This window comes from Komagataeibacter sp. NFXK3 (assembly GCF_054182245.1).
The window spans coordinates 295,057-318,257 of record NZ_JAPIVJ010000003.1; the positions used below are offsets into that span (position 1 = coordinate 295,057).

Annotated in this window: 15 protein-coding genes, 1 tRNA gene and 1 pseudogene; 5 read left to right on the plus strand and 12 right to left on the minus strand. The window is 63.2% G+C overall.

What is annotated here, in order from left to right; all coding sequences use genetic code 11:
- Window positions 1–288: 288 nt before the first annotated feature.
- Window positions 289–1,149 carry an N-formylglutamate amidohydrolase gene (locus OQZ28_RS05475; protein ID WP_458135411.1) on the minus strand — a complete coding sequence of 287 codons (861 nt, stop codon included), beginning with the start codon at window positions 1,147–1,149 and terminating at the stop codon, window positions 289–291.
- 175 nt (window positions 1,150–1,324) lie between these two features.
- On the opposite strand from OQZ28_RS05475, the gene OQZ28_RS05480 reads away from it, so the two are divergent.
- Window positions 1,325–1,399, plus strand: a tRNA-Val gene (locus OQZ28_RS05480).
- A 319-nt stretch (window positions 1,400–1,718) separates the two neighbouring features.
- On the opposite strand, the gene OQZ28_RS05485 is transcribed toward OQZ28_RS05480, so the two are convergent.
- The 6 genes from OQZ28_RS05485 to OQZ28_RS05510 form a co-directional block, all read right to left on the minus strand.
- On the minus strand, window positions 1,719–2,084 hold the full coding sequence (locus OQZ28_RS05485) for a YidB family protein (RefSeq protein ID WP_130732220.1): 366 nt from the start codon (window positions 2,082–2,084) through the stop codon (window positions 1,719–1,721).
- Between the two features lie 216 nt (window positions 2,085–2,300).
- Entirely contained in the window at window positions 2,301–2,978 is a 678-nt protein-coding gene (locus OQZ28_RS05490; RefSeq protein ID WP_458135412.1) for an NUDIX domain-containing protein, read from the minus strand.
- Between the two features lie 129 nt (window positions 2,979–3,107).
- Window positions 3,108–6,062 carry a glycosyltransferase gene (locus tag OQZ28_RS05495; RefSeq protein ID WP_458135432.1) on the minus strand — a complete coding sequence of 985 codons (2,955 nt, stop codon included), beginning with the start codon at window positions 6,060–6,062 and terminating at the stop codon, window positions 3,108–3,110.
- Between the two features lie 92 nt (window positions 6,063–6,154).
- Window positions 6,155–7,066 carry a DMT family transporter gene (locus OQZ28_RS05500; protein ID WP_130732216.1) on the minus strand — a complete coding sequence of 304 codons (912 nt, stop codon included), beginning with the start codon at window positions 7,064–7,066 and terminating at the stop codon, window positions 6,155–6,157.
- 77 nt (window positions 7,067–7,143) lie between these two features.
- The gene (locus tag OQZ28_RS05505; protein WP_458135413.1) at window positions 7,144–7,641 is read right to left on the minus strand and encodes a YbaK/EbsC family protein; all 498 of its coding nucleotides are present in this window, start codon (window positions 7,639–7,641) and stop codon (window positions 7,144–7,146) included.
- A gap of 100 nt (window positions 7,642–7,741) precedes the next feature.
- Window positions 7,742–8,443: a YoaK family protein gene (locus OQZ28_RS05510; RefSeq protein WP_458135414.1), complete on the minus strand. Its 702-nt coding sequence runs from the start codon at window positions 8,441–8,443 to the stop codon at window positions 7,742–7,744.
- Window positions 8,444–9,350: 907 nt separating this feature from the next.
- On the opposite strand from OQZ28_RS05510, the pseudogene OQZ28_RS05515 reads away from it, so the two are divergent.
- A pseudogene (locus tag OQZ28_RS05515) lies at window positions 9,351–10,695 on the plus strand (amidohydrolase family protein).
- A gap of 169 nt (window positions 10,696–10,864) precedes the next feature.
- On the opposite strand, the gene OQZ28_RS05520 reads toward OQZ28_RS05515, so the two are convergent.
- The 3 genes from OQZ28_RS05520 to OQZ28_RS05530 all read right to left on the minus strand — a co-directional run bounded on the left by OQZ28_RS05520 (window position 10,865) and on the right by OQZ28_RS05530 (window position 15,252).
- Window positions 10,865–11,437 (minus strand): cupin domain-containing protein, encoded by a 573-nt coding sequence (locus tag OQZ28_RS05520; protein ID WP_458135415.1) that lies wholly within the window; start codon window positions 11,435–11,437, stop codon window positions 10,865–10,867.
- A gap of 125 nt (window positions 11,438–11,562) precedes the next feature.
- Entirely contained in the window at window positions 11,563–12,702 is a 1,140-nt protein-coding gene (locus tag OQZ28_RS05525) for a PQQ-dependent sugar dehydrogenase (RefSeq protein ID WP_458135416.1), read from the minus strand.
- Window positions 12,703–12,738: 36 nt separating this feature from the next.
- Entirely contained in the window at window positions 12,739–15,252 is a 2,514-nt protein-coding gene (locus OQZ28_RS05530; RefSeq protein WP_458135417.1) for an HWE histidine kinase domain-containing protein, read from the minus strand.
- 475 nt (window positions 15,253–15,727) lie between these two features.
- Between OQZ28_RS05530 and OQZ28_RS05535 the strand changes: the two genes are divergently transcribed.
- The gene (locus OQZ28_RS05535; protein ID WP_130732202.1) at window positions 15,728–18,283 is read left to right on the plus strand and encodes an EAL domain-containing protein; all 2,556 of its coding nucleotides are present in this window, start codon (window positions 15,728–15,730) and stop codon (window positions 18,281–18,283) included.
- On the opposite strand, the gene OQZ28_RS05540 is transcribed toward OQZ28_RS05535, so the two are convergent.
- Entirely contained in the window at window positions 18,259–18,408 is a 150-nt protein-coding gene (locus OQZ28_RS05540; protein ID WP_458135418.1) for a hypothetical protein, read from the minus strand. The two genes, OQZ28_RS05535 and OQZ28_RS05540, sit on opposite strands and share 25 nt — an antisense overlap.
- A gap of 276 nt (window positions 18,409–18,684) precedes the next feature.
- Here OQZ28_RS05540 and nagA point away from each other — a divergent pair, with 276 nt between their 5' ends.
- Complete coding sequence (gene nagA / locus OQZ28_RS05545) at window positions 18,685–19,788, plus strand: N-acetylglucosamine-6-phosphate deacetylase (protein WP_130732200.1); 1,104 nt, start codon at window positions 18,685–18,687, stop codon at window positions 19,786–19,788.
- A gap of 110 nt (window positions 19,789–19,898) precedes the next feature.
- Here the strand turns inward: nagA and OQZ28_RS05550 are convergent, their stop codons facing one another.
- Window positions 19,899–21,275 (minus strand): MFS transporter, encoded by a 1,377-nt coding sequence (locus OQZ28_RS05550; RefSeq protein ID WP_458135419.1) that lies wholly within the window; start codon window positions 21,273–21,275, stop codon window positions 19,899–19,901.
- Window positions 21,276–21,508: 233 nt separating this feature from the next.
- Between OQZ28_RS05550 and OQZ28_RS05555 the strand changes: the two genes are divergently transcribed.
- On the plus strand, window positions 21,509–22,831 hold the full coding sequence (locus tag OQZ28_RS05555; RefSeq protein WP_130732197.1) for an ATP-dependent DNA helicase: 1,323 nt from the start codon (window positions 21,509–21,511) through the stop codon (window positions 22,829–22,831).
- The last annotated feature ends 370 nt before the right edge of the window (window positions 22,832–23,201 follow it).

Here is a 23,201-nt window from a genome sequence, read left to right on the forward strand (position 1 = left end):
AAACAGTGCCCATTACAATAAGCGGGCATGCCGGAATGAGTCTGTCCACAATAAAATAAGACCGTATACCTTATAATTTATTCCAGAACGAGGCGGAAAGGGGGCAGTAAGGGGAAAAAATATTGCACAGGGGGCAGGTTCAGGGCATCAATACACCCGGCACCTTGTGTCGCCTGCATTGCGACATGCGACGGGCCCTGTCGTGGTCCGGTTCATGCGGGTGCTGCGGATCCTGCCCGGATCGGGGCGATAAAGCGGGCATACAGGTGGCGAGAGCGGCTTCGTGCCTTACTCGGCTGCCATCTGCGCCAGCATGTCGCCATAGTGCGCCAGCATGGCCACCACTTCCACCAGCACGGATTGCAGGCGCGCGAAGCCTTCATGGGGTTGCAGGCTGTCCTGATCCATATACAGCGCCCGGCTCATTTCCAGTTGCAGGGCCTGCACGCCGCGCCGTGGCCGCCCGTAATGGCGGGTCACATACCCCCCTGCAAAAGGCACGTTACGCGCGACACTGTAGCCGTGGCCTGTCAGTACATGCTCCACCAGCGCCGTCATCTGCTGGGTGCAGGCCGTGCCCCAGGCATTGCCCAGAACAAAATCAGGCTGCTCCCCGCGCCCCTTCACCACGGGCATGGAATGGGCATCGAGCAAAAGGCAGAAGCCATGTCGCGCCACGCTGTCCTGCACCAGATGGGCGAGGGCATCATGATAGGGCTGCCAGCAGGTGCGGACCCGTTTTTCCGCCTCCGCGAAGGGGAGCGGGCGGGCATAGATCGGCCCATCACGCGAGACGATGCGGGCAATGGTGCCAAACCCGGCCCTGACCTTGCGGCTGGTGGTGTTGCACCAGCCGGGCAGGGGCTCGCGGAACATGGTGGGGTCGAGTTCCCATGCCTCACGGTTCACATCGCAATAGGCGCGCGGAAAGGTGGCATGCAGCAGGGTGGCTCCCTGCCTTGGTGCGCCTTCAAACAGCTGCTCCACATAACAGTCCTCGCTGCGCCGCAGCGCAAGGGCGCCCAGCCGGGACAGGCTCAGGAATTCGGGCATGTAGTTGCGCCCCGAATGGGGAGACGCCACGATAACCGGCCGATAGATGCCTTGTGGCTCAATGACGTGAAAGGGCGGCACGGCGCGTTCCATCATGCGGGTTTTCCCATAGGGAACAGCCGCATACGAACCGGTAGCGGGAATGGGAAGGCAGCGCAGCGCATGGCCGCCATAGGGACAGGTGGCAGCGTGAGGGTCAATGCGTTTTTTTTGAAAAGAGGGGTTGCATCCGCCTGAAAGGGCCAGTAAAAGCCATTTCAGCGGACGCCGAGGGCGCATAGCTCAGCGGTAGAGCACTATCTTGACATGGTAGGGGTCACAGGTTCAATCCCTGTTGCGCCCACCACGGCGTCCCGCAGAAAACTCCCAAAAATTAAAGTAATGTGTGATAATTTCCTGTCAGGAAGAGTCCGTTATCGTTTATCCGTGCTTACGGAAAACGACCTAGATTTGTGGAATTTCCGTGGAGCCATTTTGACTCATCTAGAGTGGAATGTCTGGACAGCGCGCCACTCGCCGTCGCCGGTAGCCTCCCCAAAATTAAAATGATGTGTGATGCTTTCCGTTGAAGGGAAATTCATCACCCGTTTCCAGGTAATTCATGGCTCGTGCCGAAGCCATGGGGGAGGGGCCGGTCATATAATATGACCGACCCCGTTCTGCGCTCACGCGGTTTTAGGCGCGCCACCGGCATCAGCCGGGGTCTGGGTATTGACGGCCTCGGGCAGCAGATGGGCCAGAACGGGCAGGATGGTCGCGGCGGGCAGGCCGGTCTTGTCCACCATGGCCTGAACCTGCTGGTTGCTCAGCAGCGTGCGCAGTTCATCGGTCGAAATGGGCAGGTTGTGGCCATTGCCAATCCATGAGCGCACCTTGTCACCCAGCCCGGCCTGTTCCGCCTGGTTCAGCAGGTTGGTGATGGTAGCGGGGGTAAGAAGCTCGGCCAGGTAGGAATGCACCTGCTCCGACAGGCCTGCCGCACCAGCCAGATCGCTCAGCTTGCCCATAACATCATTGAAGATACCGCTCATTCTGCTTTGTTCCTGTCATGTCATTTGGTCTATGCCGCATTATACTACACGACATAGAGTTATAGGAAATTTATATAAAAGCAGGACAAAAAAAAGCGGTGCATATGCACCGCTGAGTTTAGGGAGGAAACGTCCAAGAAGCAGTTGCACAAGGCAGGTCTGCTTCCAGCCGTTATGACAACCCTCACATTGTTGTGTCAACAAAAAAACGTACGTTCATTTTCGTGCCTGGTACATGTGCCATGAAAGCAACGTCTTGGCGTCTGTCATGCCGATATGGGGCAGGTCCGCCATGTCGATCACGCGCAGGCGGATATGTTCGTGCTCGCAGGCAAGCCCGGTCTGCCGGTCCGTAAGGCGCCGGGCCAGGGTCTCGTCTATGCGCAGTTCGGTATAGTACAGGCCAATCGCCTCGTCACATCCGCCCGGCGAGAGCCAGACACGTGTCAGTTCCACCAGATTTTCGGCGCGTACATGCAGGTCGGTTCCCACCTCCTCCGACAGTTCGCGTAGTGCTGTGCTCACAAACGCGCCGCCATCGAGCATGCCCGCGGGCAGGGCCAGCAGGTCGGGTTGGGCGACCGGCACGCGGGCCTCGCGCGTGAGGATGGTGCGGTCAGGGTAGCCGGGGCATTGCAGCACGACCATGACCGACACGGAATCACCCCGCAGCAGGGCGAGGCCCGGCACCGCCTTGCCTTCATGCAGGGCATCGGCCTCCACCAGTATGAAACCCATGCGCTTCGGGCCAAAGGTCACCGCGTCGCGCACCAGCACATGGCGCAACGTGAAGCGGGTGCGCATGGCCTCATGCCACCGGCGGAAATGCGGGGCTGCCAGCACGCGGGCCTGCAGGGCGGCATCAATGCCTGGTGCGAAGGAAATATCGGTCATCGGGCCTCTTCATGATACGGGCCAGCGATGCGACCGGCCTCGGCAACTGTTGAAAAGCCGGTTCAGGATAACACAACCGCAACTTGAACAACGCGATGGCCCCATATCAAAGCGCTAATCCAGGCGCCCTCAGTCTGGCGTGAACAGGCTGTGCATGATTTCGCCAATCCGTTCCTGATAGGCATCCGGGGCGTGTTCGGTAGCAATGCGGCGCAGCGCATTGTCGCGCACCGTATCCCATAGCGTCTGGTCACGATACAGCCGGATGACCTGTGCTGCAAAGGCGGCGGGGTCGGTTATGTCGGCGCAGAGCATGTCATGCCCGTCCTGCCAGCCCGCCTGCTGGCACAGAAGCGGCGAACCGACCACGGGCAGGCCATTGGCCGCCGCCTCGTGCAGTTTATACGCAATGCCCGCGGCAAAACGGGTGGGTGCGACAAAGACGCGATACCGGTCATAGATGGGGGCGGTATCAGCCACCTGGCCCAGCATGCGCACATTGGGGTGCTGGCGCAAAGGGCCAAGGTCCACGCGCGGGTTGACATGGCCACACACGCCAAAGCGGATGTCCGGCCCAAGTTCGGCCACGAGCAGGGGCAGGACTTCAGCGCTGAACCAAGCCAGAGAATCAAGGTTGGGGGCCTGCCGGTCATGCACCGCGCCAAGGAACAGGATATCGCGCCGCGCCTCCCACCCCGGCCCCGTGGCGCGGGGCACCTGCGCATGGCCCAGAACGGAGACATTATCAAATCCTGCCGCACGCAGCAGGTCGGCTTCCGCCCCGTTCACCGCCACGACCCGGCGGGCAAGGAACAGCGGGGCGAGTTCGGCCGCCAGCCGCGCGGCAAAAGGCTGGGGGCTGGCGAGGCCGTGCAGGCGCTCATAGGCCACGTCACGGCAGGTGGCCAGGGCCTCGGTGTCAACCACGATGCGGTCGGTGGGAATGCTGGAAGCCGCCTCGTTGAAGATCGAGGCGAGCCGGGCGGCATTATGGGTCCGGGCGATCCAGATGGCATCGAAGCAACTGCGGCGCTCGTGCAAAAAAGCACTCAGCTCGGGCAGTTCGCGATCGTGGATGACCTCGACCTGATCGGGAAAGGCCGCCCGGATCGTGGCCAGATCCTCAATCGGGCGGAAAATGGGGTAGACCGTGACACGGTAGCCCAGGCCCGCCAGCGCCGTGATGATATCGTTCGAGCGCGTGAAGCCCGAGCCCAGATATCGCAACGGTAGCCTGTCCTCAATGAACAGCACATGTTTGCTTCCCGTATCGGCATGGCGGGCGCGGGCCTGGAGCGGGTCATGCCGCAGGGGCCTGCGGCGCAGTTCCGGGCCATGGCGGCGCGTGAACAGGGCATTGTTGCGCGCGATCAGGCGCGCGGCACTGGTGGCATCCGACGTGCCGCATTCATAATGCACCAGGCACACGGTGGGGTCATACAGGATGCGGTAGCCCTGCGCGCGGATGCGCAGGCACAGATCCGTCTCCTCGAAATAGGCGGGGGCATAGGCTTCATCAAACCCGCCAAGGGCCTGCGCCACATCGGTGCGGACCATGAGGAACACGCCCGAGCAGAAATCAACCGCCCGCACGAAGCCGGCTTCGGGCACGGCGGGGTGGGCATCGCGCATGTAGCCCTGCACCGAGCCGTCGCGCCAGACGATGCTGCCTGCCTCCTGCAACACGCCATGGGTGCGGATGATGCGCCCGCCTACGGCTCCGGTCGTGGCATCGGCCGTGAGGCGGGCCAGCGCGTTGGCAATCGCGCCGTATTGCAGTTCCACGTCGTTGTTGAGGAACAGCACGGCGGGGGCCACCACCCTGGCAAGGCCCGCGTTGCACCCGCGCACGAAGCCGATATTGCCAGCAAAGCGCAGCACCTCGAGGCCTTTTACATGCTGCTCGATATGGGCCACGCCATCACGCGAGCCGGAATCCACCACGATCACCTGAAGCGCGCCCGCGTAATTGGCCCGCAGCGAGGCCAGCGTGGACATGGTCATTTCAAACTGGTCATGCGCGATGATGATGACACTCAGCGCAGGCGGCCCGTCCGCGCTGAAATCGATGCCCGCTGCCAGCAGCAGCGGCAGGCGCACGGCGCACATGTGGCGGAACAGGGCGCGGGCCTGTGCCTCGGTCACGGGGGGCGGGGCGGCAGGCCGCAGGTCGGGGCGGGTGGTAAGGTAGTGGCCAAAGCCATCGCGCGCGCGGCCGGCATTCACGTCGGCCTGAATGGCGGGGTCGCGCATGTATTGTGCCAGATCCAGCCTCGAGCACGGCTTGCGCAGTTCATGCACGCCGTGGCGCAAAAAGTGGGCATAGCCGTTGCGCAGTTCGCCCCGCTCCACCGCCTCGAGCACGTCGGGGTTGACGGCGCAGTAGAAGGATTCGGAAAACAGGGGGCCGGGGTCGAATTCCAGCGGCGTGGCATTGCACAGGTAGTGATGCAGGGCGGATTGCCATAACCCCTGCGCGACTTCCGCCTGCACGTCGGGGTAGGTGTGCGCGTACCATTCGGCGTCGAAATAAGGCGAGAGCGTGCACCATGGCAGGGCCATGGCCCCGCGCAGCAGGTAATCGGCAAAAGGGCGGGCGAGGGGGCCGGCTTCTCCCTCCGGCGCAAGGGCGAGGTAGGTGGCCGGGTCAAAAAAGCATGACCCGGTGCGCATCTGTGCATCGCCCGTGCGCAGGTAATGGTCGTAGCCATTGCGGTAGCCGGCCTGCTCGAGGTCGGCCTGCGTCATGTCGGGGTAGCCAGCGCGGTAGGCGTGCTCGTCAAACAGCCAGTGGGGGTTGTGGTCGTTCAGGCCCACGTTCAGGTAATGGTCGAACCCGCTGCGCCATACGCCCTGCGCCACCAGTGCCGCCACGTCGGGATAGGTGGCGCAGTACCATGCCTCATCAAAAAAGGGGTTGGGGGCGTGGTGCAGGGCCGCGCCATGCTCGTGGTAGAAATCACACGCCTGCGCGGGTGTTATACCCATAAGGTCCAGCACCGCGGCGTAGCGGGCGTGGTACCATGCGGCATCGAAACTGGCCCAGCGGGCAGCCATTTCCGCATGATCGGGGGAAACAGCCATCATCAATCCCTGTCTCGTTCCTGCTCACGGCGTTATGCCCGCAAAAGGTTAAGAGACGGTTTGAAACGCCGGTTTTTGGGGCAAGGTGCCCATCATGCTGTTTCAGCCCGTGCGGCACGCCGCCGTGCCGGGTGGCCCCATGTGTTCATGACCACTACCCCCAGCATGACCACGCCCCCGCCCAGCAGGGTGCGGCCTGCGGGCACTTCCCCCGTCAGGGCAAAGGCCAGCAGCATGGTGACGGGGGGTAGCGTATAGAGCAGTGCGGAACCCCGCGCGGCCCCCATGTGGCTGATTACGAAGGTCCATGCGGCATAGCCCAGCGCTGCGGGGAAAAGGCCCAGCTCGATCACGGCCGCCATGCACGACCACGGCGCATGGACCACGGTCACGCAGGCGCGGGGCAGCCACGGCACGAGCAGCAGCGCCCCCGCAACAAGAATATAGGCAATGGTGGGCAGCGCCCCATAGCGTGGCATGAGCTGGCGCAGCATGATGGTATAGATTGCGGAGCATAGCGCCGCGGCCAGCACCATTGTCGCCCCGGAGCCAAACGCGATACCGCCTGCCTGCCCACCCGCGATCAGGATTACACCCGAGAAGCTGAGTAAAGACCCCGCCCAGCCCCACCCTGTCAGCCGCTCGCCCAGAACGGGCATGGCGATCAGCGCGGTCAGCAGCGGAGAGGAACTGATGAGCAGGCTCGCAGCCCCCGCCGAGACCGTGACCTCACCGATGTTGAACAGTACATTATAAAGTGAAATGCCAATGCCCGCGCAGGCCAGCACGCGCGGCACGTCGCGCCATGCCGGTAGGGGCACGCGCCTGCAGGCCAGCCACAGGGCCGCCACCACCGCCGCCACCGCGTAACGGATGGCGGCCAGCGGCACCGGCGGCATGTCGCGCAGCGCAATGCGCACCACCGGGTAGGCGCTGGCCCACGACAGGATGGCCACTGCCGCGGCAAATGGCAGCATGCGGGCGGTCAGGGTCCTGTTGTTCATGCCCCTGCATAGCAGGGTTTGAACGCAAGGGTAATGGTTTCAGACCCTGCGCCGTGCCAGCCTGCGGCGCAGGCAGATCAGGGGCTGGTGGCGGGAGGCAGGGCAGAAATATCGGCCACTCTGGCGGCAACGGCTTTCTGGGCGTCAGCCGGGGCGAGGGAGACGACAAGCCCCTGGTCGCCTGCATTGATATAGACCGTGGGTTGTGTCATGGCCGCCGCTGACAGCACGACAGGCATGGGGTTGGCCTGCCCGAACGGACTGGTGCCCCCGGAGCGGAAGCCGGTCAGCGCCGCAGATCTGTCAGGCGACATCATGCGGGCGTTGCGCCCGCCGAACAGGGCCGCCACCGCCTTGAAGTTGACCTTGTGGTCGGCTGGCACCACAAGGCAGACGGGTGTTGTGCGGTCCACCTCCACCACCAGCGTCTTGAGCACGCAGGCGGGGTCCGCCCCGATGGAGGATGCGGCTTGCATGCCGATCAGCCCGCCGCCGGGCGCGTATTCATACTGATGCACCGAAAAGGGCACGCCACTGGCGGCGAGAAATTCGGTAGCCTTTGTCTGCTGTGTCATGCTGTGTGTTTTCACCTTTGTGGCGCGGCCCGTGCCGCGTGCTGCAACACCAAGGATAAAATGGCACCCGGTGGCATGCAACAGGCGTTGGCCCTGCTGTTCATGCCCCCTTCCGGCCGCGCACGACAGAAGGCAGTGCAAGCACGATCAGCGCCGCCCCCAGCCCCGTAAGCGACCGCACGCCCCACGACCCGTAGCCCAGCGCGCCCGCGGCCCCTCCCAGCACGAAGGCGGCGATGATCGCGCCATGAAGGCGCAGCCGGGCTGCCACGTCAGGCGAGGGGGCCAGCCGGTTTTCCATCCATTGCGCCAGTTCCAGCCCGAGGTCGGTCAGCATGCCGGTCATGTGCGTGGTGCGCACCCGCGCACCCGAAATATGGGTGACCGTGGCGTTCTGCATGCCCATGAGGAAACCCAGGCCATAGCCAAGCACCCCGGCACCTGGCCCCCTGGGCAGGCAGGGCGCCACAAGCCCCAGCGCCACGAGCGCCATGCCCTCCAGCATGATGATGCGGGCATGCATGCAGGCCACGCCCCGCCTGCATCCGGCCCTGAGGCGCAGCGTTGCCACCACGGCCCCCGCAATAAAGGCCGCGACCAGCCCCAGCCCACATAGCACGGCCATCCGCCCGCCCTGCACCAGCCCTGTCGCCATGGCGGAAAGGTTGCCTGTCATGTTCGCGGCATAGGCGCCAACTGCCAGGAAGCCGGTCGCATTCACGCCGCCTGCCACCGCGGCGAGCGTGCAGCCCAGCCTGAGGTCGATTCTGATACTGCGCGATGGGCCTTCGTGAACCAGCATATCCGTCTTCCGCCTAACGCGGGACAGTCCGCGCCATGTCGGTGGTATCGGCTAAGGAAGGCGGCAAATGCAACCTGCAATACCACAAGTCCCCCCGGCTTGGTCCGGCGGGATCACATCGATGCGAGGATTTGAAGGTACAGCGCAACCGAAGGTAGTATTTTTCTAATAATGTTATAAATATTTCTTATTAAGGCATTGCGTGGATTCACACGCTTGTGCCCTGCCGCCATATCTCGCGCCAGGTGCGCGGGCTGCCTGATTTTTGCCATATTCCTCAAGTCGTTTTTAACCGGGCCATTGCATTACACGATTATGGCAAGTCAGAGGGCTGACGCTTTCATAAATATTGATAGCATATATATGAATATATGTTCATAATATAATATCTTTATCATGCTTATGATGCTGCTGTTCCAGTGCATGACCAGCGAATAGGACAGCGCCATCAAAATTGCAGGAAAATATACCTAAATGCTAATTTCCCTGTCAGAACCTATGCATTCTTGAAGTGAACAGGCGTTTTAAAAGTGATTTTTTTATAGACTGCTGTAAATAAAATCATAAAGCATAAAGTTAATATATATTAACTTAATATTTTGTTTCAACTTATCGCAAAAAAACACGGTTTCCACATTAATTCTATCCCTGCCATACAACCTGAAAGGGAAAGAGACCGGTCTTTAGGGTCTGTTTTTTGCAATCGCGGGTTGTTATTCTCATTTTGCCACATCAATATTCCGATCTATACATATGGACAGGCACGCATGATGATGGCATGTTCCGAAAAAATACCTAATGAATTTACTTAAGTGATGATAAAGCGTTTACGTCTCCAGCCAACCGGGATGAAGCGGGCCTGTGCCGGGCCTGTCCATGCCGGTAACTGGGGCAGCATGGGTAAGTAATGATCGATATCCTGATTTGTGATGCCCACCTCTACATCGACCGTGACTGGGAAATTCCCGATGGCTGGATTGCGATCAGGGAAAACCGCATTCACGCCGTTGGTGCCGCTGGCCAGCCCCGGCCCGAGGCCCGTCGCGTCATAAGCGCGCGCGGGCGGCTGGTCACGCCCGGCCTGGTCAATGCCCATCACCACATGATCCAGAACCTGACGCGCTCGTACGCGCCCGTCACGCGCTGCAAGCTCTTTACGTGGCTGCGCGTGCTGTATCCGCTATGGACCGCGCTGGATGATGAGGCCACCTATCTGGCCACCTACGTGGCCATGGTGGAGCTGCTCATGGGCGGGTGTACCACCTCGATGGACCACATGTATGTCCATCCCCGGCCCGGCCTGATCGATTCGCAGTTCCGCGCGGCGCGTGACATCGGGTTCCGTTTCTATGCAACACGCGGCAGCATGACCCGGTCGGTGGAAGATGGTGGCCTGCCCCCCGCTGGCCTCGTGCAGGATGAAGAGACCATCATGGCCGATTGCGAGCGGCTGGTCGGCCTGTTCCATGACCGCTCGCCGGGCGCCATGGGGCGGGTGGCCCTTGGCCCGGCGTCGCTGTTCTCCGCCTCCGAGCGGATCATGCGGGACTCCGTGACACTGGCCGAGCGCCATGACCTGCGCCTGCACACCCACCTGGCCGAGGACATGGAGGAGGATGATTACAGCCTGAGCATGTATGGCTGCACGCCGACCGAGCATTTCGAGCAGATGGGCTGGGCCAGTCCGCGCTCATGGGTGGCCCATTACATCTATCCGTCTTCATCCGAGATCGACCGTCTCGCACAGGCGGGGGTGAGCGTTGTGCAGTGCCCCGGCTCGAACATGATGATTGGCGGCGGCAGCGCCGACGTGCAGAACCTGCAGGAGCGCGGCATGCGCGTGGGGCTGGGCTGCAACGGCTCTGCCACGACCGACCATGCCTCGATGTGGATGGAAACCCGCAACGCGATGCTGCTTGGCCGCATGCGGGGCGGCCCGGAATCCATGGGCGCGCGTGAGGCGCTGGACATGGCCACGCGGGGCGGCCTGCCTGGGGTGGGAGGACGAGATCGGCCATCTGCGCCCCGGCGCCTGCGCGGATCTTGTTATCTGGCATATGTCCGACGTGGCGCTGGCGGGTGCGCTGACCGATCCGGTCGAGGCCTGGCTGCGCTGTGGCCCCGCCGTGGCGGGCACCACGATCGTCAATGGCCGGGTGCTGGTCGAAAACTGTGAACCCTGCCTGCCGGGGCTGGGTGATATCCTGCGCGACCATGCCCGACAGGCGCGTCGCATCCAGCAGCTCGACTGAGGACGCGCCCCGCATGAGGTGCCTGCCCGTGTGGCCCGGCACCACTGGCAGAACCATATGCCCTTTGGAAAGATCGTTTATTTTACAGCATGAATGAAGATCTTCATGTTTTTTCCACAGGGTTATCTTTCTGACTATCCCCGGAATCTGTGGATAAGGCCGTGCCCCTTTAATTATAGCGGCAGGGCTGGTTCGTAACCGGCGGCGCATCGGACTGGATCACCATGAGCGTGACCGGACCATCGCCTATATTGCCTGCGTCATGGCCTTTCTTGCCGCGAAAGGGGCCGTGGGCCATGGGGCGCACGGCCTGGTCCTCGCCAAACAGGATGTCGCCGGGGCCCATTTCCACCCGCGTGCCATCCATCGCCCGCACATACCACCGCCCCTGTAGCGGAATGATCCATTGTGGCCTGGGGTCGGGGTGCCAGGTGCCATTCCAGTGCGCGGGCTGGACGGTCATCATGATGGTCGCCATCTGCGGGGCCATGGGGTCCTGCCATTGCGGCCCGGCCGGGGGTGACATGCTCTTGAGAAAGAAGGCATGCACCGGACAGGTGGCGATATGGCTCACGCCTCTGTCATCAGCCCAGAGGTGCCGGTAAACCCGCTGCGGCGGGGCCGGCTGGGTCGTATCGGGCAGGATGGCGGGCGCTGGTGTCGTGGGGGGCCTCGCAGCCCGTGCTCCCATGCCGGGCAGAATGAGCAGGGCGGCGAGCATGAGCGTTTTGCGCATGGACATGACATGCCTCCTTGGCTGGACTGGATGGGCCTGCGGCACTCCTCCGCCGGGTTGTGGCGCCGCCGCGTTGCGCAAGGCGCGGAAGCGGCATTCCGTCGGCGGAGGAGGCAGGCTGGTGGTGCGGTTTACGGCGTGGGTGCGGCCCCGCCATAGCTCAGGCGATAGAGCGAGCCGGACAGGTCATCGCTGATCAGCACGCTGCCATCGGGCAGGGGCAGCACGTCCGCAGGCCGCCCCCATGCATGCTGCCCCTGCCGGAACCCGCCCACGAGCACCTTTGGCGCCATGGGCTTGCCATCCGCGCCAAACGCCACGTTCACGACCTGATAGCCCGCAAGCTGGCTGCGGTTCCATGATCCGTGCTCGGCAATGATCAGGTTGCCGTGATAGGCGGCGGGAAACTGGGTGCCTTCATAAAACCGCAGGCCGAGTGCCGCCACATGCGCGCCAAGCAGCAGGGCGGGCGGTGTGAATTCGGAGCAGGCATGCTGCTTGCCGAATTCGGGGTCCGGTACGTTGCCCTGATGGCAGTAGGGGTAGCCAAAGGACTGTCCGGGCGTGTCAAGCCGGTTGAGTTCATCCGATGGCATGTCATCGCCCATATTGTCGCGCCCGTTATCGGTAAACCACATGGTGCCGCTGCCGGGCTGCCATGTGAATCCGACCGTGTTGCGGATGCCGAATGCCACGTCGCGCCGGTCGGTGCCATCAGGGGCCATGCTGATGATCTTGCCAAAGTCGTGCCCCACGTCACAAACGTTGCATGGCGCGCCGATGGGTACGTACAGCCGGTTATCCGGCCCGAAGGCAATGAATTTCCAGGAATGGTCGCCAATGCGGTAGGGCAGGTTGTCTGCCACGGTTTCGGGCCTGGGCGGCTTGTCGAGGTGGTTTTCAATATCACGCAGCACGACAATGCGCTGTGAGTCGGACACATACAGGTCGCCATCATGGTAGGCTACGCCCACAGGCAGGGTCAGGCCCTCGGCGATGGTGCGCACCACCACCGGGCCGCCCCCATCCACGCCGGTAATGGCATAGACCTTGCCCGGCCCCCTTGTGCCCGCGAAGATGGTGCCCCGCGCGCCACGGGCCAGTTCACGCGCGTTTGGCACCTGATCCGTCACCACGCTGATGTGAAACCCCGGCGGCACCTGCAGGGACTCAGGCTGGGGGGCGGCCTCGGCGGGAACGCACAGGCAGAGGGCTGTCATGGAGGCCATGCCGGAGAACGAAGCACGAAGAAGGCCGGAAAGACGTTTCATCAGTGGAGAATCTCCTTGAGGCAAAGAACGTTCGGATCACGATACGATCTGGCGTATTCTTTCGGCAAGGGCACGCGCTGAATAGGGCTTGCGCTCGACCGGCACGTCGCGCAGTTCGGGCGGGATCATGGTGCGGTCGGCATAGCCGGTGGCGAAGATGAAGGGCACGCCGCGCGCGCGCAGGGTGCGCGCGACCTCAAGCGAGTTTTCACCACCAAGGTTTACATCGAGTATCGCCACGTCGGGCACCCGCGTGCTGATGGCGTTCATGGCTTCATAGACGGAGGCGACGGTGCGGACCTGCCCGATGTTGATTTCCTCGATCGCGCTTTCGGCTTCCATGGCGATGAGGAACTGGTCTTCCACCAGAAGGATGTCAGCATCGAGCACGGGATTCTCCTTTGGGGGCAAGGCGTGGGACGAATCAGGGGGCGCATCCGGGGTTTCCATCTCCGGGGCGGGCCTGACATGGCGGCAGGGCAGGTGCATGATCATTTCCAGCCCGCCGGGATGAAAATGCGCATGCGTAGCCCCGCCAAGTTCATGCGGGAAGCCACGCTCCAGCAGCACCGAGCCAAAACCCCGGCTCCGGGGCGGGGTAACGGCCGGACCGCCGCTCTCGCGCCATGTGATGCGCCACTCATCGCATGCCGCATCATGCGACCACGCCACATCAAGCCGCCCGCGCGGCTGGCCCAGCGCCCCGTATTTGACCGCGTTGGTGGCCAGTTCATGCACCACCAGCGCCAGCACCGACAGCGCCTGGCCCGTGAGCCAGATGCGCGGGCCGGTGCAGGTGATGAAGCAACGCTCGCGGTAGGGTGCAAGTTCCGCGTCAAGCAGGGCGCGCAGCAGGCCGCCGCCATCGCTGCGCACGGCCTGGTCATGCGCCAGCCCCAGCGCGCGGATGCGCCCGCGCAGGCGCGACACGTGCTGGGCGGGAGTCATGTCGGGTTCCACCGGCTGGCTGACCAGCGACTGCACCACGGCCAGGATGTTCTTGACCCGGTGGTTCAGCTCCTCGTTGAGCATGCGCTGGCGCAGGTCGGCGTTCGCGCGTTCACGCAGCTGCAGCTGGTGGTAGGCGCCCATGACCTCGATCAGCGCGGAACGGACCAGCGTTGCCGCCTCCATGTCATCGCCCGACCATGGCAGGCAGGTGCCGGTCACCTGCTGGGTCCAGACCGCAAAACTGCTGCGCGGGCCGAAATAGCCGTCCTCCCCATCGCTCCGGGGCGGGGCTGCGGGGTCGGCGGCCCATTTCATGCTGCGTATTTCCTCGCCACGGAACACCAGCAGGTAATCGCCCGGCTGCGACGAGATCGGCACGATCATCACGCCTGCCGCCTCGTGCACGTACTGCGCGGCATCGGGAATGTAGGCGGCAAGGCAGCTCGTATGCCAGATCTGGGTGCCTGCGCGGGTGCGGGCGAGTTCCAGCACGGCCGCCATGGCTGCGGGCGGCGGGTGCTGGCCGGTATAGGTCCACTGCCCGCCCACCCACAACGCCGCGCCATCGCACTGCACGAAGGTGAGCATGTCGGTCAGGTGCGCCATGAGGTAGGCGGGCATGTCCGCCACGGGGGCGGCGCCCTTGAGAAAGGTCTCGATCAGCCCATGGGTCTGGCGCGTCATGTCCAGCCGCTTGGTGCGCAGCAGGTTGGTGATCTGGAGCGAGACGAACTCGCCAAACATGCGCGCCACGATGCGCTCGCTCATGTTGAGCACATGGGCACTGTAGTGATGGCACACGATCATGCCCCACAGGCGGCCATCCACCATCAGCGAGACTGATGCGCAGGCCGCGACGCCCATGTTGCGCATGTAGCTGTAATGGTTGGGCGTGCCCGCGCGCAGATGGGTGTGCGACAGGTCGGGCGGCAGGGGGTGGCCCGGCGAGATCACGGGCACGGGCACGGCCGCCACGTCGCCGATCACGCGGATGAGGTTGGTGCTGTACAGCCTGCGCGCGGGGGCGGGCATGTCGGAGGCGGGAAAGTGCTGGCCAAGGAAGCTTTCGAGGTTGGGGCCGTGATGTTCGGCCTCGACCTTGCCCGACCCGTCCTCGGCAAAACGGTAGAGCATGACGCGGTCATAGCGCAGCACGCCCGAGAGCAGGCGCACGACCGTGCGGAACAGCCGGTCGAAGTCGGTAATCTCGCGTATGCGGTCGATCATGGTGCGCAGCAGCGACAGGTGCGCCCCGTCGCGTTCGCTCAGGGCCGGCTCCCATTCCAGCATGATGTCGGGGCCTGCGGTATGGATGGCCACGTCATACCGCCCGCCACCGGGCAGGGCCTGGCCAAAGACCAGCGCCGGCCTGCGATGGGCCTCGCCATGCATGGCCAGCGCGTTGCGGATGTTGTGGGTGGCCTCGCGGCCGATCGCGTCGCGCAGCGGCAGGCCGACCTCCAGCCCGTCGCGCCCCAGATGCGCCGGCGCGTTGGCCGACCAGCGCACGATATGCCCCAGCCGCGCATCGCACGCCAGCAGCCAGCCATGGGGCTGGATGCCTTCGTCACCTGCCTTGTGGGATGCCTGTTCAGTCATGCTGCGTCATTTCACTTTTGCCCCGGCGGGTCGCTCGATGGGGGACAGGACCGGGCAGGAGCGCCTGACCGGTAGGGTAACGGAACCTCGATTGTGCCATACAGGCTCCTGCATGCGACGCGGGATGGTATGCTATACCTGCGGCACCGGTTTTTCCAGCAATGCACGCGACCCCACCATTAAGTGACAGCGCGGCGAAAAAAAGCGGGGAACGCTCCAGGCGCCCCATCCGGTCGCGCCTGGATATTCACGCCACCCCTGTGGCGTCCTTCAGGGCTGCATTTACCCTGTTTATTACATGCATGAGGTGTACAATATTTTATACGCCTTTGCATATACTCTTTATTAACACAGTCATGGGTATGAAACATCATGCTGGCTGTCACTTATTACAGTGGCCCGGAACATAAAATCAGGTGTCACGATTTCAGCCTTACCCCCGTTCGCTTTCAGCCAGCCGGAGACCTACAGCCAGATGCCCCGCGACATGATAGACGACATGCAGGTAACCGTCCTGCCCGCGCTGGAACAGACCATTCTTGGCGTTGTCCTGATTGATGAACATAACACCGTCACCTTTTTCAACAAGGCGGCGGAAGGCCTGTGGCACTGTTCGCGGCAGGATGTGATCGGGCGCAACGTCAACGTGCTGGTGCCGCGTAACATCCGTTCCACCCATGATGACCTGATCCGCCACAACCGCGAGACCGGAATCAACAAGATCGTCGGCACCAGCCGCGAGGTCTGTGTCGAGCGCTTCGATGGCACGACCTTCTGGGCCAACCTCTCGCTGTCGCGCATCGCGGTGGATGGCAAGATCGGCTACATGGCGCTGATCCGCGATATTTCGCAGGAAGTCGATGACCGCGAAAAGATCCGCCTGCTCTCGCTCGTGGTGCGCGAGACCGATCGCGGCGTGGCCATTCTCGACCCCGAATTCCGCATCATCTATGTCAACCGCGCCTTCAGCGACATGTTCGGCTTTGGCGCCGAGCGGGTGACGGGGCATGGCCTGTCGGTCATCCTGGCAGGCGATACGACCGATATCGGCATTCTCAACCAGTTGCACGAGGGCGCGCGCAACGCCAAGGGCTTCACGCTCGATATCCGCGCCCGCCACGCCAGCGGGCGCGATATCTGGGTCTCGGCGGCCATGAACCCCGTGTTCAATGACAGCGGCGAGATCGAGAACATCGTGGTGGTGCTGACCGATATTACCGAGCAGCACTTCCTTGACAGCCTGCAGCGTGACACGCTGGAAGCGATTTCAAGCGATCTGGGCCTGCATGAGGTCATGGACTTCATCTGCCGCCGCATCGAGCATTACATTCCCGATGTCATGCCCGCCATCTACCTGGTGGAAAAGGACGACCGGCTGAAATGCAAGGGCCGCGCCAGCCTGCCGCTCTCGCTGGTCAAGCTGTATGACACGCTGCCCATCGGCCCGGACGCCGCCTGCTCGGGCGTTGCCGCCAGCACCGGTTCCATCGCCGAAAGCCCGGACATCGCCCACGACCCGCGCTGGCAGCACATGCGCGAGCAGACCCTGCATAACGGCATCAAGGCCGCGCGTGCCACGCCCATCATCCTGCGCAACAACCGCGTGGCGGGCGTGTTTACCTGCTACTCGCGCACCAGTTCGTTGCCCGATGCCGCCTGCCAGAAAGCCGTGGCCACCAGCCTGCACCTGTGCACGCTGGCCATAGAGCGGCACGAGGCGAAGGAGCACATCAACCGCCTGTCCGACTTTGACCTGCTGACCAGCCTGCCCAACCGCCGCTGGCTGCGCCAGAACATGCCGCGCATGCTGCGCCGCGCCGTGCGGGGCAACCTCATGCTCGTGACCGTGGGCATAGACAACTTCAAGCATATCAACGACGTGTTTGGCCATACGGCGGGTGATGACCTGATCGCCCGCATTGCCGCCCTGCTGCGTGAGGTGCTGAGCATAGACGACACGCTGGTGCGCAGCGGTGGCGACCAGTTCACCATCGTGACCAATGGCGAGCAGCAGCATGCCTCCACGCTCAGCGCCCATATCCTGCGCGTGCTGGCCGTGCCATCGCATATTGGCGATGTGCCGGTCAGCCTTTCGGCCAGCCTTGGCGTGGCGGTTCACCCTGAAAATGGCGAGGACGGCGACACCCTGCTCAAGAATGCCGAGACCGCCATGTTCCAGGCCAAGGCGAATGGCGGCGGGCATTGCTGCTTCTTCAGCCCGCGCATGAACCAGCAGGCCAGCGACCGCCTCATCCTGGCTGCCGCCCTGCGCGATGCCATTGCCCATGACCGGCTGCGCCTGTTCTACCAGCCGCAGGTTCATGCCAGCAGCGGCAGGCTTTATGGCGTGGAGGCGCTTTCGCGCTGGATCGATCCCTCGCTGGGCTTTGTCTCGCCCGCGCGCTTCATTACCGTGGCAGAGGAAACCGGGCAGATCGAGGCCATTGGCAAGTGGTCGCTGCGCGCGGCATGCCACCAGATGGCGCAGTGGATTCGTGATGGCGTGGAGGTGCCGGTGGTCTCGGTCAACCTTTCGCCGCTGCATTTCCGTGATGAAACACTGCCGCAGTTCGTGACCGAACTGCTGGCCGAGACCGGAATCCCGCCCGAGAGCCTGACCATAGAAATTACCGAAAGCACCATGATCGACAATTACGAACGCACCATTCGCGTGGCCCAGAAGCTGCGTGAAATGGGGGTTGGCATGTCGATGGATGATTTTGGCACCGGTTTTTCCAGCCTGTCCAACCTTGCAGGCCTGCCGGTCAATGAGGTGAAGATCGACCGCAGCTTCATGACCGGGCTGGAAAGCATCGAGAAGGTGCGCGCGGTGGTGATGGCCGTGGTGCGCATTGGCCAGAGCCTGGGCATGACCGTGGTGGCCGAAGGCGTGGAACACGAAGAACAGCGCCGCCTGCTGGCTGACATGGATTGTGATGTGCTGCAGGGCTACATGTTCTCCAAGCCGCTGCCAGCGGAGGAACTGGCCGCCTGGTTCTCCGCCTATCAGTCAGGCGGCGTGGTGAGCTGAAGGTGCGCAGCCAGGCCGCGCTGGCCCGGCTGCGCCACGATGGGCAGGGCAGGGGCCAGCGGTTGGTCAGACCCGGCGGGCTCGGCCTCGTGGTGCGTGAAGAATAACCCGGGCCCCGCCTGCATGTGGTTCATGTCCATGCATCAACGGGCGGGACAGGCGGCATTGCACCTGTCACGATGGCACCCCGCATGGGGAGGTGCAGCCCTTCATGGCGCAGGAAATATCAATCCGTCATGTAATGGCCATATTCTTTACAGGCAGGATATTTATTGTATCTGATACATATCTTATTCAAATCTTGATTGCGGGCGTATCACACAGGATATGGCATTTCAGGGTGCGGTGGGTTAACAGGGCCATAATGTCTTCACCCCTTGCCCGATAGGGAACGCCGCACCGTGAATATTGATGGCCACATCGTACTGCCAGACCGGGTCATGCCGGGGCGCGTCGTGTTTGATACGACCATAACCGATGTGCGCCCGCTCTCGCTTGTGCCTGATCGCTACATTCTGCCCGGCTTTATCGATGGCCATGTGCATGGCGGGGGCGGGGCTGACATGATGGATGGGGTGGATGCCATCCGCCATCTGGGCATGTTCCATCTGGCGCATGGCGTGACCACACTGCTGCCCACCACGATCACTGCACCGTGGATTGATGTGATGGCGGCGCTGCATGCCGTGGCCGATGTCATGCACATTGGCATTTATGGCGGCCCCAGCATTCCCGGCGCCCATCTGGAAGGGCCGTTCATCAACCCGCACAAGCGCGGTGCGCAGCCGCCTTTTACCGTGTTGCCCACGCCCGCGCGGGTGAATGCCGTGATCGAGACCGGCGCCATCAAGGTTGTAACGCTGGCCCCGGAACTCGAGCAGGTCGATGCCGCCATCCAGAAATTCGTCAATGCGGGCATACGGGTCAATATCGGCCATACGCTGGCGGGTTACGAGCAGGCGGAGCGGGCCATATGCCGTATCTGCGGCATGGGCGGCACGGCAGGGGGCACACATCTGTTCAACGCCATGCCGCCGGTCATGGCGCGCGCGCCGGGGGCGGCAGCGGCGCTGCTGTGCAGCGACATGGCCTATGCCGAGATGGTGTTTGATACCCATCATGTCCATCCCGCGCTGTTTCGGCTGGCGCATCGGGTCATGGGGAACCGGCTGGTGTTTGTAACCGATGCCATGCGCGCCACCGGCGCGGGCGATGGCCCGAGCGAACTTGGCGGGCAGAACGTGATGGTGGCCGATGGCGTGGCGCGGCTGCCCGATGGCACGCTGGCGGGCAGCGTGCTGACACTGGACCAGGCGTTGCGCAATGCCATGCAGGCGGGTGCCTCGCTGCCACAGGCGGCTGCACTGGTCAGCACGCATGCCGCCAACTGGCTGGGCCTGCATGACCGGGGCGTGCTCATGCCCGGCCGCCGGGCCGATATTGTGGTGATGGGGGCTGACCTGAGCGTGCAGGAAGTGTGGGTGAACGGCCGCCGCTGCGCCTGATGGCGGCGCGAAATGTAGGCGATCAGGCCGGAAAACATTCATAAAAGTTTTGGGCGAAGCTTTTTTCAAAAAGCTTCGGAAAAGGCGAAACAAAAAACTTTTCGTTTTTATCAATGGTCTGTTTTCAGGCACGCTTCAGGACTTCGGGTCCGCAGGCTCACCAGCACCGCCGCAAAGCCGGAGGCCGCCGCCAGCCCCAGCCCCCAGCGCGGGCCCAGATGATTGGCCACCCACCCCACGATGGGCGCGCCAACGGGGGTGCCCCCAAGCGCCACGGCCAGGCGGATGGCCATGACGCGGCCCCGCATCTCAGGGGTGGCTGAAAGCTGCATCAGGCTGTTGGTCGTGGTGGTAAAGGTCAGGGTTGCAAGCCCCACCAGCCCGAGGGCCCCGGCAAACAGCCCGTAGCCGGGGGCAATGGCAGCCAGCAGGCATCCCACGCCAAACAGCAGCGCGCCCGTGCGCAGCGTTGCCATCGAGACCTTTTCACGCCCTGCCGCTAGGACGGCACCCATCATGGTGCCCACCGCCATGCACGCACTGAGCAGCCCATACTGCCCTGCGCCGACATGAAACACGCTGACTGCCATGGTGGAAATGAACAGCGGAAAGTTCAGGCCAAACATGCCAATGAGCAGAAGCATCAGCATGATGGTGCGCAGGTCGGGCTGCCGCCACACATAGCGGAATCCTGCCAGCAGGCCCCGTGCGCCGCGCCTTGCGGGAGGTGCTACGGCCCGTCCGTTCAGGGCCAGCAGCGACATGAGCACGGCAATGAACGAAAGGCCGTTGAGCACGAACGCCCACCCCGTGCCCACCGCGGCAATGCATGCCCCCGCCGCGACCGGCCCCAGCATGCGCCCGGCATTGAAGGAGACCGAGTTGAGCGCCACCGCATTGGGCAGGTCGTCGCGCCCGACGAGCTCCGATACGAAGGTCTGGCGTGCCGGGCCATCAAAGGCGGCCACGCTGCCAAACAGGAAGGCAAAGACATACATCTCCCACAGCCGTGCCATGCCGCTGACCGTCAGGATGCCAAGCCCCAGTGACAGGGTCCCCATCAACCCCTGTGTGAGCATAAGCAGGGCGCGGCGGTCGAAACGGTCGGCGGCATAGCCCGTCCAGGGCAGGAACAGCAGTTGCGGCGCCATCTGGAAAGCCATGGTCATGCCTACTGCCGTCGCGTCATGCGCGGTCAGTTGGGTCAGCACGAGCCAGTCCTGCGCCGTGCGCTGCATCCAGGTGCCAATGTTCGACACGACAGCCCCGCTGGCCCAGATGGCGTAGTGGCGATGGCGCAGCGAGCGCAGGGCGCGGGCGCCAAAGGCGAAGGAAAGCGGCAAGGGAGCTTTTACTCTTAGCTGAAGGGCGATGGGTTGCGCCGTCGTGCCGGTTTTCCCGCGTGTGGGGAAGGGGCAGGGCGGAACATTGGCATGCATGCCAGCATCGCGGTCGGCCATGGCGTCAGGAGTGCAGCGAGGCATCATGCTGCCTGTAACGCCCTGCGTCAGGCGTGGTTCAGCGTAATGGGGGGATTGCCGCGCGTCAGGTCATGTCCATTTTCCGGCCGGAGCACCGGTGCATTTCATTGATGCGCCATGCATTTGTGCTGGCCCGTTTGCAGGGGGCGGCCTAATACTGCCCCACCCATGCACTGCCCTGAAGGAACGCTTTCCTCTCCGATGCGCCCGCCCAAGCCCCCCAAAGGATCCAGCATATCATGTCCCGCACGGTCCTGACCGCGTGCCAGGAGCGTGCGCTGGCTGAAATCCTGGCTGCGCGCGGGGTCTCGGCCACGCATCTGCTGACCGGTTACGCCGGTACGGGCAAGACCACGCTCATGCAGCAGGTGGCCCGCGCGCTGCACAAGCAGGGGGCGGACGTGGTGTTTACCGCCGCCACCCACAAGGCCACCGCCGTGCTCAAGGCGCGGGTGGGCAGGCTTGCGCCGTGTCGCACCATTCATAACGTGCTCTCGCTCCAGCCCGGCGCGCAGGATGGCCGCGAAGTGTTGCAGCGCGCCGATCGGCCCGAGCCGATCACGGCGGATGTCATCATCATTGATGAATGCTCCATGGTCGGCTCCGAACTCATGCGCTGGGTGCGCGACCTCGTGCCTGACCGCTTCGTGCTGTTTGTAGGCGACCCGGCGCAACTGCCGCCGGTGGGCGAGGCGATCAGCCCGTCCTTCGCCATCCGCTCTGCCTCGCATCTCGAAACCGTGGTGCGGCAGGCGGCGGACAACCCGCTGGTGGCCGCCGCCACCGCTATCCGCGAAAGCCAGGGCGGCCCGCTGGACTGGTCATGGTGCCGCGCCAGCCACCATGAGGGTGCCGGCCTGTTCGTGCCACGCACGCCAGATGCCTGGATGCAGCGTGCGTTCACCTCCGATGCCTTCCGGGCCGATAGCGATGCGTTCCGCTACCTGTGCTGGACCAATGCGCGGGTCGATGCCGTCAACCGCGCCGTGCGCCGGTGGGTGCATGGGGGCGAGACACCCATGCCCTTTGTGGTGGGCGAGCGCGTGATTGCCCGCGTTCCGGTCATGGATGTGGAAGGCCGGCGCGTGATGGTGGCCACCAACGAGGAGGCGGAAATTGCCGATATCCGCCCCGGCATGCTGCGCCATGCCTTTCCCGCTACATCAAAGGTGCCCGGATGGACTACCGAACTGCCGGTATATGATGTGGTGCTGCGCACCCTGGCGGGCGATGAAACGCCGGTGGCCATCCTGCGCCCCGGCGCGGATATGGGGGCGGTCGAGCAGCGCCTGAAGCGCGAGGCCGCCCTTGAGCGCGCGCGCTGGCAGCACCGCTTTGTGTTCCGCCGCAACATCGGGCGGCTCCAGGCGGTTTACGCCATGACCGTGCATACCGCGCAGGGCAGTACGTTCGGCCGCGTGTTCGTGGATGTGGGCGATATCAGCCGCCGTGCCGCCACCAATGTGCTTGAAGCGCAGCAACTGCTTTATGTCGCGGCCACCCGCCCCACTACGGCCATGATTCTTACGGGCCTGCCTGCCGGTGCGTCTGGCCGGAAGTGAGTCGCAGGGTGGATAGGGGACTGTTCACGTCCTGTTGTTCAAAAAAAGACCGTTGCGATACGATTTGAAAATTATGGCGGTTTTTCGCGAATTTTAAAAAATACCCGCCTTTTCAGTAAGATGCATATTATATGCCATATATTTTATATTCTAGAAATTTCTGAAAACTTTCATAAAATCTTAAATCATCACCGTGAGATTGAAGGCTCATGGTTGCGCCATGGGGGAGGGGAATGAACCGCCCTGCCGGTCATGGGTCATGTGGCCCGACATCCTGGCATGGCTGTCTGTTTCCCGCCCGCAGGGCGTGACGGCGCGCTGACAGCGCGTATCCGGTCCGTTGCACACTGACCACGCGGGTGTGCACGGC